Origin of the sequence: Amycolatopsis sp. QT-25 (assembly GCF_029369745.1) — a bacterium.
Lineage (GTDB): Bacteria > Actinomycetota > Actinomycetes > Mycobacteriales > Pseudonocardiaceae > Amycolatopsis.
This window is the reverse complement of the sequence record NZ_CP120210.1, coordinates 6,983,740-6,997,474: the sequence shown is the minus strand read 5'-3', so window position 1 is coordinate 6,997,474 and position 13,735 is coordinate 6,983,740. Positions and strand designations below refer to the sequence as shown.

At 68.0% G+C, this 13,735-nt stretch carries 16 protein-coding genes; 11 read left to right on the top strand and 5 right to left on the bottom strand.

Features of this window, described 5'->3' with window-relative positions:
• Positions 1-93 precede the first annotated feature (93 nt).
• Positions 94-1,263: an acyl-CoA dehydrogenase family protein gene (locus P3102_RS32755; RefSeq protein ID WP_276364495.1), complete on the top strand. Its 1,170-nt coding sequence runs from the start codon at positions 94-96 to the stop codon at positions 1,261-1,263.
• A 155-nt stretch (positions 1,264-1,418) separates the two neighbouring features.
• Here P3102_RS32755 and P3102_RS32750 read toward each other — a convergent pair whose 3' ends face one another.
• From P3102_RS32750 to P3102_RS32735, 4 genes are read right to left on the bottom strand one after another with little or no spacing between them, the layout of a single operon-like run.
• Positions 1,419-1,754, bottom strand: coding sequence for a hypothetical protein (locus P3102_RS32750; RefSeq protein WP_276364494.1), 336 nt, complete (start codon positions 1,752-1,754; stop codon positions 1,419-1,421).
• 58 nt (positions 1,755-1,812) lie between these two features.
• A complete protein-coding gene (locus P3102_RS32745; protein WP_276364492.1) occupies positions 1,813-2,448 on the bottom strand; it encodes a TetR/AcrR family transcriptional regulator in 636 nt (211 codons plus the stop codon).
• A 53-nt stretch (positions 2,449-2,501) separates the two neighbouring features.
• Complete coding sequence (locus tag P3102_RS32740; RefSeq protein ID WP_276364491.1) at positions 2,502-4,046, bottom strand: ATP-dependent acyl-CoA ligase; 1,545 nt, start codon at positions 4,044-4,046, stop codon at positions 2,502-2,504.
• Complete coding sequence (locus P3102_RS32735) at positions 4,043-4,786, bottom strand: enoyl-CoA hydratase/isomerase family protein (protein WP_276364489.1); 744 nt, start codon at positions 4,784-4,786, stop codon at positions 4,043-4,045. The genes P3102_RS32740 and P3102_RS32735 overlap by 4 nt, the downstream gene beginning before the upstream one ends.
• A 47-nt stretch (positions 4,787-4,833) precedes the next feature.
• Here P3102_RS32735 and P3102_RS32730 point away from each other — a divergent pair, with 47 nt between their 5' ends.
• The 10 genes from P3102_RS32730 to P3102_RS32685 all read left to right on the top strand — a co-directional run bounded on the left by P3102_RS32730 (position 4,834) and on the right by P3102_RS32685 (position 11,644).
• On the top strand, positions 4,834-6,459 hold the full coding sequence (locus tag P3102_RS32730; protein ID WP_276364488.1) for an amidohydrolase: 1,626 nt from the start codon (positions 4,834-4,836) through the stop codon (positions 6,457-6,459).
• Positions 6,460-6,464: 5 nt separating this feature from the next.
• Positions 6,465-6,914 (top strand): GNAT family N-acetyltransferase, encoded by a 450-nt coding sequence (locus P3102_RS32725; protein WP_276364486.1) that lies wholly within the window; start codon positions 6,465-6,467, stop codon positions 6,912-6,914.
• A gap of 22 nt (positions 6,915-6,936) precedes the next feature.
• Complete coding sequence (locus P3102_RS32720; RefSeq protein ID WP_276364485.1) at positions 6,937-7,620, top strand: metal-dependent transcriptional regulator; 684 nt, start codon at positions 6,937-6,939, stop codon at positions 7,618-7,620.
• A 188-nt stretch (positions 7,621-7,808) separates the two neighbouring features.
• Positions 7,809-8,195, top strand: coding sequence for a transcriptional regulator (locus tag P3102_RS32715; protein ID WP_276371462.1), 387 nt, complete (start codon positions 7,809-7,811; stop codon positions 8,193-8,195).
• 57 nt (positions 8,196-8,252) lie between these two features.
• Entirely contained in the window at positions 8,253-9,311 is a 1,059-nt protein-coding gene (locus P3102_RS32710; RefSeq protein ID WP_276364483.1) for an alcohol dehydrogenase catalytic domain-containing protein, read from the top strand.
• Between the two features lie 95 nt (positions 9,312-9,406).
• A complete protein-coding gene (locus P3102_RS32705) occupies positions 9,407-9,535 on the top strand; it encodes a hypothetical protein (protein WP_276364482.1) in 129 nt (42 codons plus the stop codon).
• Entirely contained in the window at positions 9,523-10,152 is a 630-nt protein-coding gene (locus P3102_RS32700; protein WP_276364480.1) for an alpha-ketoglutarate-dependent dioxygenase AlkB, read from the top strand. Before P3102_RS32705 ends, P3102_RS32700 begins: the two co-directional genes overlap by 13 nt.
• Positions 10,153-10,385: 233 nt before the next feature.
• Entirely contained in the window at positions 10,386-10,628 is a 243-nt protein-coding gene (locus P3102_RS32695) for a hypothetical protein (RefSeq protein WP_276364479.1), read from the top strand.
• A complete protein-coding gene (locus tag P3102_RS32690) occupies positions 10,597-11,418 on the top strand; it encodes a DUF222 domain-containing protein (protein ID WP_276364477.1) in 822 nt (273 codons plus the stop codon). The genes P3102_RS32695 and P3102_RS32690 overlap by 32 nt, the downstream gene beginning before the upstream one ends.
• Position 11,419: 1 nt before the next feature.
• Entirely contained in the window at positions 11,420-11,644 is a 225-nt protein-coding gene (locus tag P3102_RS32685; RefSeq protein WP_276364475.1) for an HNH endonuclease signature motif containing protein, read from the top strand.
• 52 nt (positions 11,645-11,696) lie between these two features.
• Here the strand turns inward: P3102_RS32685 and P3102_RS32680 are convergent, their stop codons facing one another.
• A complete protein-coding gene (locus P3102_RS32680) occupies positions 11,697-12,992 on the bottom strand; it encodes an IS256 family transposase (protein ID WP_346660149.1) in 1,296 nt (431 codons plus the stop codon).
• Positions 12,993-13,735: the final 743 nt, after the last annotated feature.

The following is a 13,735-nucleotide window of genomic DNA, read 5'->3' as shown; positions in this document are numbered from 1 at the left end:
CAACTCCTCGGCGAACGACAAGCGACGCGGTACGCTGAACTAAGCGAGCGCTTAGTCAGCGCTGGGTCACTGTCGAACGGGAGCGGGCTGACCATGGATTTCTCTCTGAGCGTCGAGGAACGCGAGGTACGCGACTGGGTGCGCACCTTCGTCCAGCGCGATCTGATGCCGCGTGAGCAGGAAGTGCTGCGCCGCGAACGCGCCGGACAGCCCGGCCTGACCTCCGACGAGCTGCGCGAACTCCAGCTGAAGGCCAAGGAGTCCGGCTTCTGGGGTGTGCAGACGCCCGAGGAGTACGGCGGCATGGGCCTGTCGGCGGTGATGACCGCGCTGCTGGAAGCCGAACTCGGCCGCACGTTCGTGCCGTTCCGCTTCGGCGGCTCGGCGGACAACATCCTGTACTACGCCAACGACGAGCAGAAGGAGCGCTATCTGCTCCCGACGATCTCGGGCGAGCGCAAATCGTGCTTCGCGATCACCGAACCCGGCGCGGGTTCGGACGCCAAGGCCATCCGGACCTCGGCCCGCAAGGACGGCACCGACTGGGTGATCAACGGCGAGAAGACCTTCATCACCGGCGGCAACGAGGCCGACTTCGTGATGGTCTTCGCGATCACCGACCCGGAGAAGGGCGCGAACGGCGGCGTCACCTGCTTCCTCGTCGACCGCGACGCGGGCTGGAAGTCCGAGTACATCGACACCATGGGCGAATGGGGGCCTGCCGCGCTGGTCTTCGAGGACGTCCGCGTGCCGGAGACGCAGATCCTCGGTGAGCTCGGCCACGGGTTCGACCTGGCCATGCAGTGGATCGGGGCAGGCCGCTACCTGCTGCCCGCCCGCGCGATCGGCTCCTGCGAGCGGTTGATCTCGATGGCGATCGAGCACGCCAACACGCGGGAGACGTTCGGGCAGAAAATCGCCGAGCGCCAGGCCATCCAGTGGATGATCGCGGACTCCGGCACCGAACTGGAGGCCCTGCGCTGGCTGGTGCTGCACGCCGCCTGGCAGGTCGACCGGAAGCTGGACTCGCGGCACGCGCAGTCGATGGCGAAGCTGTACGGCGGCGTGAAGGCGAACGAGATCGTCGACCGCGTCCTGCAGATCCACGGCGGGATGGGCTACACGCGGGAACTGCCGGTCGAGCGCTGGTACCGCGAACTGCGGCTGCTGCGGATCTACGAGGGCACCGACGAGATCCAGCGCCGGACCATCGCGCGCAACCTGCTCAAGGGACACGTCAAGGTCGGGGGCACCCTGGGCTGAGACGTGGGTACAGGTGGTCGTGCGTGCCGATTCGGGTCAGAACCCGAATCGGCACGCACGACCCACTCGACCCACGCGGGCACCCGCCACGCGCAATGAAGGGGCCTTTCATCGCAAATTTCGCGATGAAAGGCCCCTTCATTGCGTCGGTCTCGCTAGTCCTCGTCCTCGTCCTTCTGATTCCGCATCGCGATCGGGACCCCGGCGAGGTCCTCCTCGTTGCAGAGAAGTTTCACGTCGTAGTACGGCGAACCCTGGCGGTCGTCGTAGTCGAGATGGACGGCCAGCACATCGACCGGTTCCCCGAGCCACTCCTGAGCCTGGCGTAGCCATGTCGCGCACCGTTCGAGCGCCGTGGGCAGGTCGTCGTCCCGGAATCCCACCGGGCGGTAGGGGACGTCCTGCACCTGATCACGGGGGTTCGAAGGCACCGGCAACGCCGGCGAGAGACCCGAGTCGTCCAGTTCGAGTTGGATCGTTTGCTCAGTCACCCTTCGAGCGTCCCTCAGACAAGCCGTCTGAGCAAGGCGTACGGACCTAAAGTCGCCGCTAAACGGGCACTCGCCACACTCTTGAGACCACTTCACGGCAGTTTTGCAGCGCCGCGCGGTCCAGCCGGCGTTCGGAGGCGAGCGCCCGCAGCGCCAGTTCCGCGTAATGGACGGCCAGCTGGTCCAGGGTGAGCGGCCCGCTCGGCGAGTACCAGCGCGCGACCCCGCTGCACATCTCCACCAGCGCGAGCCGGGTGACCGAAGGCTGATCGGTGCGGAAGACGCCCACCGCGACCCCGTCTTCGATGGCGTCCGCCCACAGCCTTTCGTAGGCGTCGCGCAGGCCGACCACCCCGGCCCTGGCGCCGGGGGTGAGGGCGTGGACCTCGTTGTCCACCACGCGGGTGTCATCCGGCTGAATGGCGTGGGCGAGCACGTGCAGCGCGACCAGGGAGCCGAGCCGCGACACGGGATCGGTGAGCCCGGCGGTCGCCTGCTCGGCCGCGTCGAGCAACCGCCGCAGCGACTCGTTCATGATGGCCACCAGCAGGTCCTCTTTGGTGCCCATGTAGTGGTAGAGGCTGGCGGAGGACAGCTCCGCCGCCAGCGCCAGATCCCGGATGCCGGTGCCGTGGAACCCCTTGGTGGCGAACAGTTTCACCGCGGCCTGCCGGACTCTTTCGCGGGTGTTCACGGCTCGCGGTCCCCTTTCTCGCCGAGGGTCGCTGCCCCGCCGGGAGTCCATGTTCAGAGCCATGTCCCGGTGACCCTGTCCCAGGAACCCGCGCGCAGGTCCTCCGCCTTCTTCAGTTCGCCCTTCGCGACCCGTTCCGACGGCGTCATCGGCAGTTCCGCCACGAGCGCCCAGAACCGGGGAACCTTGAAGTAGGCCAGCTTCGCCGAGCAGAACTCCGCGAGCTCGGCCGGTTCGCACCGGTGTCCCTCGTTTTCGTCGAGGACGAGATACGCCTTGACCTCCTCGCCGCGGATGTCGTCCGGCACCGCGATGACGGCGGCGAGCTTGACCGCCGGATGCAGCTGCAATGCCCGCTCGACCTCGTCGGCGGAGATGTTCTCACCGCTGCGGCGGATCATGTCCTTGGTGCGGCCCACGTAGTAGACGCGGCCCTCGGCGTCCATTGTGGCCAGATCACCGGTGTGGAACCAGCCGTCGTCGAACGCGCGCCTGGTCGCCTCGGGGTCGTCGTGGTACCCGTGCATCAGGCCGACCCCGCGGATCAGCAGCTCACCGGTTTCCCCTCGGGGCAGTGGTTTCCCGGCCGTGTCCGCGATCATCACCTCACGCGTGGGCGCGGGCCTGCCGAGGCACCCGGTGCCGACCGTCTCCTCGTGGTCCGCGGGGTACATCCGGATGTCACCGCCGGTCTCGGTCATGCCGAAGGCCTCGTACCACGGCGCGCCCCAGCGTGCTTCGAGTGTGGCGTGCAGGTCACGGGGGATGGCCGAGGCGCAGATCGCGCGGACCTGGTGTGCCTTGTCCAGCTCGCTTTCCGGCTGACGCAGCAGGAGGGTGGGCATCAGGCCGAGGCAGTAGAACCAGGTGACGCCGTGTTCGCGGACCTTCGCCCAGAACGTGGACGGGTGGAAGCGGTCGAGCACCACCAGTGTCGCGCCGCCCGCGAGCCCCAGCGCGACGTTCCACTGTGGATCGATGTAGTGGAACGGTTGCGCGGTCAGGACGACGTCGTCGGCGCCGACCATGGGGAAGTCCGTGGCCAGGCTGATCGCCAAGGTCGTCCAGTACCGGTTCGGCAGTACGCAGCCCTTGGGCGCGCCGGTGGTGCCCGAGGTGTACTGGATGTTGACCGGGCGTTCGCCTTCGCTCGCGAAATCCGGGGTGGCCCCGCCACCGGTCAGTTCGCCGGGCGTGAGCACGCGTTCCAACGCTGTCTCCGGCGCGATACCGGCCAGCAGCTCCAGGAATTCCTCGGCCGCGACGGCGAACCTGGCGCCGGAATGCCGGAGCACGTGGGCGCCGTCGAACTCGCGGTACCCGGTGTTGACCGGGACGAGCACGCCGCCGATCTTGGCCAAGGCCAGCCACAGCAACGGGAATTCGGGCTGGTTGCGGAGCATCACCGCGACCCTGTCACCCGGCTTCACGCCCAGCGCCAGCAGCGCGCGGGCGAACTCCGTGCTGCGCGCGTCGACGTCGGCGAACGTGAAGCTCTCACCGGTGGAGTCGAAGATCCACGCCGTCTTGTCCGGCCAGCGGGCGGCGGCCCTGGTGGTCAGCCCGAGGAGGGTGTCGATCCCGGCGAGCGAGGTCATGTCCGGTTCCGGAAGGCCTCGGCCGAGGCGGCGACCTCGGCGGAGTGTTCGGTGATCAGCGCGTGACTGACTTCGAGTTCGAGCGCGGCGTCGAGCGAACCGTCGATGCCGGAATCGAGGGCGCGTTTGGCCATCGTGGCCGCGGCCGCCGGATGCGCCGCGATCCTGGCCGCCCACGCGAGCGCGGTGTCCATCAGGTCGTCGGCGGGCAGGGTGGCGTTGACCAGGCCGAGTTCCCGGGCCTTGGTGCCACTCACCCGTTCGCCCAGCAGCAGGAGTTCCTTGGCCTTGAGCGGGCCGACCAGCAGCGGTAGCAGGCGCGACGCCGCGCCGGTGACGCTCAGGCCCAGCGAGACCTCGGGGAAGGCGAACACCGCGTCTTCGGCGGCGAGGATCAGGTCGCAGCCCATCGCGAACTCGGCGCCCGCGCCGATCGCGTAACCGTGGACCGCGGCGATCACGGGCTGGCGGAGCCCGCGCAGGCGACGTGTCACGTCCTGTAGCCGGTCGAGCCGCCGGCGTGAGTCACCCTCGGGGGTGGGCTCCTTGAGATCGTGACCGGCGCAGAACGCCCGTCCTCGCCCCGCGAGCACCACCGCCCGCGCGTCGGAGCGGGCGGCCGCGTCGAGTGCCTCCAGCAGGTCGTCGATCAGTTCGGCGACCACCGCGTTGAGTCGCTCCGGGCGGTTCAGCCACAGGACCGCGATGCCGTCGTCGGTTGCGTAGTCCACGGTGCTCATGACGCCGAGCCTAGACGACCGATCGATCGATCGATAGGGTCGAATCCATGCGGGTCGACACGGTCTACGAGCACGCCCGATTCCTCACCGGCAGGGAGGAATTCGCGGCGCTCGCGGTGCTGCACGGACGGATTGTGGCGTTGGGCGAGGACGCTTCCGCGCTTTCTGCGCTTTCCGCCAAGCACCGCGTCGACCTCGGCGGCTCGGTGGTGGTGCCCGGTTTCCACGACGCGCACAACCACATGGCCTGGTTCGGCATGGCGCTCGACGACGTCGCGCTCTCGGCTTGCCGCAGCGTCGACGAGGTGTACGACGCCGTCGCGCGGCGCGCGGCCGAAACGCCGCCGGGCGGCTGGATCATCGGCAGCGGCTACGACCAGAACAAGCTCGCCGGCGGCCATCCGACGCGGCAGGGGCTCGACCGCGCCGCTCCCGGCCATCTCGTGCGGCTCAAGCACACGTCCGGGCACATGACCGTGGTCAACTCCGCGGTGCTGGAGCGGCTGGACCTGCCGAACGTGCCCGTGGGCGGCGACGTCGTCCGCGACGAGGACGGCTCGCCGACCGGGCTGCTCGCCGAACAGGCCCAGCTCATGCTGCGGCCGCTGACCTACCCGACACCGGTCGAGACCGTCGTCCGCGGCCTGGACCGGGCGAGCGAGCGGTACCTGGCCGAAGGCATCACGAGCGTCCAGGAGGCCGGGATCGGCGGGGGGCTGGTGGGGGAGACCCCCGCCGAACTCGCCGCGTACCAGCTGGCGCGCGATCGCGGTGTGCTGCGGGTGCGGAGCACGGTGATGGTCGCGGCGAGCGTGCTCCACGACCTGGACGCCGGTGCCCGCTTTCCCGCCGAGGAGCCATCAGCGCTGTATGGGCTCGACCTGGGGATGCGCACCGGTTTCGGCGACGAATGGCTGCGGATCGGCGCGATGAAACTGTTCGCCGACGGTTCGCTGATCGGCCGGACCTGCGCGATGCACGAGCCGTTCGCGGGCGAGCCGGACAACGTCGGCTACTTCCAGGTGCCCGAGGACGAGATCGCGCGGACGATCGCCGCCGCGCACAAGGCCGGCTGGCAGATCGCCACGCACGCCATCGGCGACCGCGCGATCACCGTCGTCCTCGACGCCTACGAGGCCGCGCTCAAGGCCGACCCGCGGCCTGATCACCGCCACCGCGTCGAGCACTGCGCGGTGCTGCGGCCGGAGGAGCTGAAGCGGCTGGCGTCGCTGGGGCTCATCGCCTCGCCGCAGGGCCGGTTCGTCAACGAGATCGGCGACGGGATGCGGGCCGCGCTCGGCCCCGAGCGCGAACCGTGGTGTTACCGGCTCAAGAGCCTGCTCGACGTGGGATGTGTGCTGCCCGCCAGTTCCGACCGCCCGGTCGTCGAGGGCGCCCCGCTGCTCGCGCTGGCCGACATGGTGCGGAGGAAGACCGCCTCCGGCGTCGTGCTGGGTCCCGATGAGCGGCTCACACCCGCCGAAGCCCTGCACGCGTACACCTACGGTTCCGCGTACGCCGCTTTCGCCGAAAAGGACCTGGGCACGCTGGAGCCCGGTAAGCTCGCGGACTTCGCCGTCCTCTCGGCCGACCCGACCGACGAGTCCACTTTGGATTCGATTCACGTCGTCGCCACCGCGGTCGGCGGCGACATCGTCTACGAACGGAGCTGAGAGCCATGCCGGTGCGGGACGCGATCGCGGACGACATCGAGGAGATCTGCGCGCTCATCGAGGAGCACGCGGTCTACGAGGACAAACACGATCTGAAGCTCGACAGGCAGGAATTGGCCGGGTTCCTCTTCGGGCCCGACCCGAAGGCCTGGGTGCTGCTGGCCACCCCTCCGGGTGAGCCGGACAAGGTCGCGGGCTTCGCCTTCTGCAGCTGGAATTTCTCCACCTGGGAGGCCAGGCCCGGGATCTGGCTGGACGATCTCTTCGTACGCCCGGAACACCGCCGTTCCGGCCTCGGGCAGGAGTTGCTCGAAGAGCTGGGCGCGCGGACGCCCGGCCGGGTCGAATGGGACATGCAGGAGGGCAACGAGAAGGGCGAGGCGTTCTACGCCCAGCTCGGCGCCGAGCCCGTCCCCGGCTGGATCCGGTACCGCTGGCGGCCGCACGCGAGGTGAGCCAAGCCGTAAACTCCGGGGTATGGGTGAAGGGGCAAGCCGCAGGTCGTCGTCCGTCGAGGACTACGTCCGGGTGATCTACGGGCTGGTGGAACGCGGTGAAGCCGTCACCAACACGTCGCTGGCCGGACGGCTGGAGGTCAGCCCGTCTTCCGCGTCCGGCATGGTCACCAAGCTGTCCCAGCTCGGCCTGGTCGCGCACGTCCCGTACCGGGGCATCGAGCTGACCACCGAAGGCAGGCTGCTCGCCCGCTCGGTGCTCCGCCGGCACCGGCTGATCGAGACGTACCTGGTGTCCGAGCTCGGCTACACCTGGGACGAGGTGCACGCCGAGGCCGACGCGCTCGAACACGCGGTGTCGGACAGGCTCGTCGAACGGATCGCGGCGAAGCTCGGCAACCCGGTGCGCGACCCGCACGGCGACCCCATCCCCGCCCCGGACGGCAGTGTCGAGGAGATGCCGATGCGCATCCTCGACGACCTCCCGCCCGGCGCGGTCGGCGAGATCGTCCGCGTCTGGGACACCGATCCGGAACTCCTGCGCTATCTGACCGAGCACGCGATCGGCCTCGGCGAGCGGATCGAGGTCGTCGAACGCCAGCCGTTCGGCGGCCCCATGGTGGTCAAGGTCGGTTCGCCGCCGGACGCGGCGACCCACGCGATCGGCAAGGAGATCGCGCAAGCCCTGTCGGTCGCCATGCGCTGACCGGCGTGTCCACTGTGGACGCGTTTCGAACGGTGCGCGCGGTGGGAATTTTCCCTACGTCCCTGCATAATTCGGCTCTCGGCACTTCACCCGCATGCCGGGCCGATAGGTGATCGAAGACCCTTCCGATCATGTGTCCACCCGCCTAGGCTGCGCTGTTCCGGGTGGCTAGCGAGCGTGCGAAGGCGATGACGATGACCGGTCAGCGGACACACACCATCGACCGGGGGGTGGCGGAAGGACGTGAACTCAGGAGGCTGCTGGAGACAGGGCCCTTCGCGGACGCCCTCAGGGCGGCGATCAGGGCGAGAGGCCTCGGCCTCGATCGGATCCGGTATCGGTTGCGAGGGCGGGGGTGCTCGGTCAGTCTCGCGACGCTGAGCCACTGGCAGTCCGGCCGCTGCCGTCCGGAACGGCCGGAATCCTTGCTGGTGCTGAAAAATCTCGAGGAGGTCCTCGGGGTACCGGAGCGGTCCCTGTCGCGGCTTTTGGGGCCGCCGCGCGGGCGGGCGGCCCGGTGTACGGTGCCTGGCGAGGGCCTCGTGGTGCAGCGCGGCCGGGAGGCGGGAACGTAGCGCCGTGCCGGATTCGGTCACGGACGCGGGTTCACCGACAGACAGCAAGGAGCACGGGTGCGGGCGGTCGTCTTCGAGGAGTTCGGGGTGCTGCCCGAGGTACGCGATGTGCCGGATCCGGCCACGCCGCCGGGCGGGGTGGTGATCGCCGTGGAGGCGACCGGGGTGTGCCGCAGCGACTGGCACTCCTGGCAAGGGCACGACACGTCGGTGAAGTTGCCACACGTCGCCGGACACGAACTCGCCGGCCGGATCGCGTCGCTCGGCGGGAATGTCCGCGGCTGGTCGGTCGGCGACCGGGTGACGGTGCCGTTCGTGTGCGCCTGTGGCACCTGCGCGCAGTGCGCGGCCGGTGACCAGCAGATCTGCGACCGCGAGTTCCAGCCGGGCGCGACCCACTGGGGCTCGTTCGCCGACTACGTCGCCATCGAGAACGCCGAGGTCAACCTCGTGGCGCTGCCGGACTCGCTGTCCTCACCCGAAGCGGCGGCGCTGGGCTGCCGGTTCGGGACGGCGTTCCGGGCGGTGCTGCGCCAAGGCGGGGTCCGGCCCGGCCAGTGGGTGGCGGTCCACGGCTGTGGCGGCGTCGGCGTGTCGGCGGTCCTGCTGGCCGTCGCGGCCGGTGCTTCGGTCGTCGCCGTCGACCCGTCGCCGCGGGCCAGGGCGCTGGCCTCGCGAATGGGCGCCGCGGTGAGTGTGGACGCTTCGGCGTTCGACGGGCACGAGGCCGTCGCCGCACACGTCCGGGATCTGACCGGCGGCGGCGCGCACGTCTCCCTCGACTGTCTCGGCTCGCCGGGGACCTGCGCGGCCTCGGTCGGCAGCCTCCGGAAGCGCGGACGCCACGTCCAGGCCGGGCTGATGCCGCCCGCGCAGGGCATCGCGCCGATCCCGATGCACCGGGTGATCGGCGGGGAGCTGGAGATCGTCGGCATCCACGGACTCCAGGCGCACGAGTACCCCGAGATGCTGCGGGTGGTGGAGACCGCCGGAATCGACCTCAGGGACATGATCGGCAACCGGGTCGGCCTCGACGACGTCCCCGCGGTACTCGCGGAGATGACCGACCCGGTGCCGGCTCAGGCCGGGGTGACCGTGGTCGAACTCGCACCGTGACCGGGTGAACGCCTCGCGGTCAACCGGCCGATCGGAGTAGTCCGAAGGGTGGCATCCGGTGCCGGTTTATGGCAACTTCTCCGGCCGTGACAGTCATGGACGCTCCGTCTCGGCCGCATTTCGTCCAGCGTGTGCTGCGCTGGTTCGCCGAGGCGGGCGTGATGGCACGGGGCCACCGGCTCATCGGCGCGCGTCCTGGCACACTCGACGTGTGGACGCGCTGATCCCTCGCCCGCGCACCGAGGTCGCCCCCGGTGCCGTGCACGTTCCCGGCTGGCTCGACTTCGACGGGCAACGCCGCTTGGTCGAAGCCTGCCGAGGCTGGCGCGGCTACCGGCGGACACGGCTGCCGAACGGCGGCGTCATGTCGGTGCGGACGGTCTGCCTCGGCTGGCACTGGCGTCCGTACCGGTATTCGAAGGTGACCGACGACGGCTCCCCGGTGCTGCCGTTCCCTTCGTGGCTGGGTGATCTGGGCCGCCGGGCGGTTTCCGCCGCTTACGGTCCGTCGTCGTACGAGCCGGACATCGCGCTGGTGAACTTCTACGACTCCGCCGCGAAGATGGGGCTGCATCAAGACAAGGACGAGGCCTCGCTGGAGCCCGTCGTGTCGCTGAGCCTGGGCGACGCGTGCGTCTTCCGGTTCGGGAACACGGTCGATCGCGGGCGGCCGTACACGGACGTGGATCTTCGGTCGGGGGATCTGTTCGTGTTCGGCGGGGAGTCGAGGCTGGCCTTCCACGGAGTGCCTCGCGTCTTGCCGGGGACCGCTGATCCGGAGTTGGGGTTGGCGGGGCGGTTGAACATCACTTTACGGGTTTCGGGTCTGGGGAGCGGTTGAGCGGTTCTTTGTGTGGCGGATGAGCTGACTTTTCGGCACTTCGGGGCTTCGCGTTTGCTCGGCCACGTATTTGTGTGTCTTAAAGCCTCGTCGCGGCTTTCGCGTTAACGTGGTCTTCGTGGTCTTCGCGCCTTTAAGAGCGCTTCGCTGCCTTCTTTGCATGTGTATTTCGGATCTTTCTTGCTAGGCCGTTCGGGCTCGTACATTTGTTCCACTCGGAGTAGTGTGGGGGTGTGGCCAGTGACAACGCATCCCCGGAGACGTCCATCGAGTGGTGGCGTGTCGACACCGCGACGCTGCACGCCCGTAAGCAGGAATTGGAAATGCGGAAGCGTCGGTTGGAGGCGGAGCAGAACGCGATCCTCGCGGAAATCAATGCCCGTGGGGGTGCGTGGGTGCTCGGGTCATTCGACGTTGGCGGCGTTGATTTTCGAGGATTTCCGGGTGACGGACAGGGAGGCCGGTGTCCGCGCTGATCGTGTCCTGGCCCTGCATGCGGGTCCGTCGATCGGGGGAGATCCCGGGCCGCCGCTGGCGCCGTTGACCGCTCAGGCCGCGGCGGAGGGTGTGATCGGGGGTGCGCAGATCGATGCGATCATCCGCACCCTCGCTCGCATCCCCTCCACCGTCCCGGAAGAAGACATCCGGGCCGGGGAGAAGATCCTCGTCGACCTCGCCCGGCACGCCGGACCGCGGCAGATCGCCCACGCCGGGCGTCGTTTGCTGGACAAACTGGATCCGGATGGGCAGGAACCTCGTAGCGAGGATCCGAGGGATGTCCGGCCGGAGATGCGGTTCGTCCAGCACCGTGACGGCACCCTCGGCTTGAAGGCCACCCTGGATCGGGAAACCTGCGCCCGCTTGAAATCGGACCTGGATCCGATGGCCAAACCGCACAAGGCCGTCGACGGGGTGCGGGACTCCCGCACCCAGGACGAACGCTACGGGGACGCCTTCACCGACTACGTGCGGTTGAAGACCACCAGCCGCAACCTTCCCGGACAAGCGGACGAAGCCACACACATCCTGGTGACCATGTCCTACGACGACCTGATCCGGGACCTCGGTGAAGCCTGCCTGGACCTCGTCGGCCCGATCAGCGCCACCGACGCCCGCATCCTCGCCTGCGACGCCCGTGTCCGACCCGGTGTGCTCGGAACTGGCGGGGAACCCCTCGACATCGGCCGATCCAAACGCACCGTGTCCCTCGCCCGGAAATACGCACTCACCCTCCGCGACAGTGGTTGCGCGTTCCCCGGGTTGTGACATGCCCGTGCCCCGCTGCACGGCACACCACATCGTCTTCTGGCGACACCACGGCGAAACGAAAATCGACAATCTGGTGTTGCTGTGCACGAAGCATCACCGGCTCATCCACCACAGCGAATGGAAAGTCCGGATCACCCACGACGGTTTACCTGAGTTCACCGCCCCCGCCTACCTCGACCCCACCACAACACCCAGACGAAACACCATGCACCTCAGGGTGTAGGCCGAAATTCGCGAGGGGCCTGTCCCGTGATCGGTGTTTCCGGCGTTGTCGATCAGTAGGTCTCGGCTCCCGGCCAGCGGTCACCGAATGTGATGGCGAAAGCGTTGATCACTGGCTTCCAACGCATCGTCCATCGAGCGCGGCCTGTCCCGGTCGGGTCCAGGCTGCGGGTCACAAGGTACAGGCACTTCATCGCGGCCTGCTCGGTCGGGAAATGTCCACGTGCACGGATCGCCCGCCGATAACGGGCGTTCAGCGACTCGATCGCGTTCGTGGAGCAGATCATCGTCCGGATCTCGACGTCGTAGTCGAGGAACGGCGTGAACTCATCCCAAGCGTTGCGCCATAAACGAATCACCGCTGCATGCTTCGCGCCCCATTTCTCTTCGAATTCGTCCAGAGCGGCCGCCGCAGCGTGCGGGCTGGGTGCGGTGTAGATGGGTTTGATGTCGCGTTTCACCGCGTCCCAGTCCCGGCGGGAAACGAGCCGGAAGGTGTTGCGGATCAGGTGGACGATACAGGTTTGCACAATGGCCTGCGGCCAGACGTTCGTCACGACGTCGGGCAGGCCTTTGAGGCCGTCGCAGACGAGGAAGAACACATCCCGGATGCCGCGGTTCTTCAGGTCGATCAGCACGCTCATCCAGAACTTCGCGCCCTCGCCGCCGACGCCCATCCACAGGCCCAGGACGTCCTTGTGGCCGTCCACGGTGACGCCGATGGCGGCGTAGACGGGCCGGTTGGCGACCTGCCCGTCGCGGACCTTGACGTGGATCGCGTCGATGAACACAGCGACGTACACCGGGTCGAGCGGGCGGCTGGCCCAGTCGTTCATTTCGGCGACGACCTTGTCGGTGATCCGCGAGATCGTTTCCTTGCTGACCGAGGACCCGTAGATTTCGGCGAAATGCGCCGAGATATCCCCGGTCGTCATTCCCTTCGCATATAGCGACAGCACAATCTCGTCCACCTCGGTCAGCCGACGCTGCCGCTTCTTCACGATCTGCGGTTCGAACGTGCTCTCCCGGTCCCGCGGAACGTTGATCCCGACCTCGCCCGCCGCATCCGAGACCACCGTTTTCGGCCGGGAGCCGTTGCGCACGTTCGTCGACTCACGATCCGGGTCGGCCTGGTTCTTCTCATGCCCCAGATGCTCGGTCATTTCCTCGTTCAGTGCCGTTTCCAGCACGTTCTTGGTGAACAGCTTCAGCAACCCGTCCGGGCCGGTCAGCGCCAGCCCGCGAGCCTTCGCCTCAGCCACCATCACCGCCGCGGCGGCCTGCTCCGGCGACAACTCCCGCGCCGGCTTGGACTCACGCTTACGTGGACTCACAAGCTCCGATGTCATCACTCACAGTGCCCATCCCGCCGGACCTCAGCCCGGCGTGTCGGGCCGAAAACACCGATCTTGGAACAGTCCCCTCCGCCGGGCGCTCCGGCGGGGAATAAGCAGGTGTAGTGGCTCACGTTGTCGTCAGTCACGCTCGTATTCAGAGAATTATTGAGGGGTAGGGCAAACGCGTCGTGTGGGTGGCAAGTCCGTGAAGGCCTCCTTGAGGGACCCAGGGTCCCTCAAGGAGGCCTTCACGGACTTCATGAACTGGCGCTGTCGTCACAGTCGTCCCACTGTCACCAGGGAGCACATCCGAAGGCAGCCAAGGCTTCCTTCCCTACCTTCAAAGTAGGGAAGGAAGCCTCCATGACCCGCAAACCGCCTACGCAGATCGACCACACGCCCTACGCGCGACAGGTCGACTTACCTTCCTATAACGCACTGCACACAGCTCAAACGACATCGACATCAGGAAACGTCCTTTGTGGATGGTGAGGAGCGTCGAGACTCGCTTGCGAGTCCGCTGCGCCGCCGATCCCTGTATGCCGTGTTCGCCCTACCCGTCAATAAGCATTCATCGCCAATGAGTTCGTGTGGAGCCAAGTACTTGGGCTGTTGACCGAACGTGCATCAAGATCACCTCATCCTTCGTCGGAGTCGTCTTGCGAACCCGTCCGGTAGACCACCGCGGCAAATCGGGTCCGGAGATCCACGCCCTGTCCGACCGCGCCGGACCGGGGCCGGTAAGCGGCTATCTC

Coding starts and splice junctions, on each gene's coding strand:
- P3102_RS32755 (WP_276364495.1), top strand. CDS start 94: ATGGATTTCTCTCTGAGCGTCGAGGAACGCGAGGTACGCGACTGGGTG.
- P3102_RS32740 (WP_276364491.1), bottom strand. CDS start 4,046: ATGACCTCGCTCGCCGGGATCGACACCCTCCTCGGGCTGACCACCAGG.
- P3102_RS32735 (WP_276364489.1), bottom strand. CDS start 4,786: ATGAGCACCGTGGACTACGCAACCGACGACGGCATCGCGGTCCTGTGG.
- P3102_RS32730 (WP_276364488.1), top strand. CDS start 4,834: ATGCGGGTCGACACGGTCTACGAGCACGCCCGATTCCTCACCGGCAGG.
- P3102_RS32725 (WP_276364486.1), top strand. CDS start 6,465: ATGCCGGTGCGGGACGCGATCGCGGACGACATCGAGGAGATCTGCGCG.
- P3102_RS32720 (WP_276364485.1), top strand. CDS start 6,937: ATGGGTGAAGGGGCAAGCCGCAGGTCGTCGTCCGTCGAGGACTACGTC.
- P3102_RS32715 (WP_276371462.1), top strand. CDS start 7,809: ATGACGATGACCGGTCAGCGGACACACACCATCGACCGGGGGGTGGCG.
- P3102_RS32705 (WP_276364482.1), top strand. CDS start 9,407: ATGGACGCTCCGTCTCGGCCGCATTTCGTCCAGCGTGTGCTGCGCTGG.
- P3102_RS32685 (WP_276364475.1), top strand. CDS start 11,420: ATGCCCGTGCCCCGCTGCACGGCACACCACATCGTCTTCTGGCGACAC.
- P3102_RS32680 (WP_346660149.1), bottom strand. CDS start 12,992: ATGACATCGGAGCTTGTGAGTCCACGTAAGCGTGAGTCCAAGCCGGCG.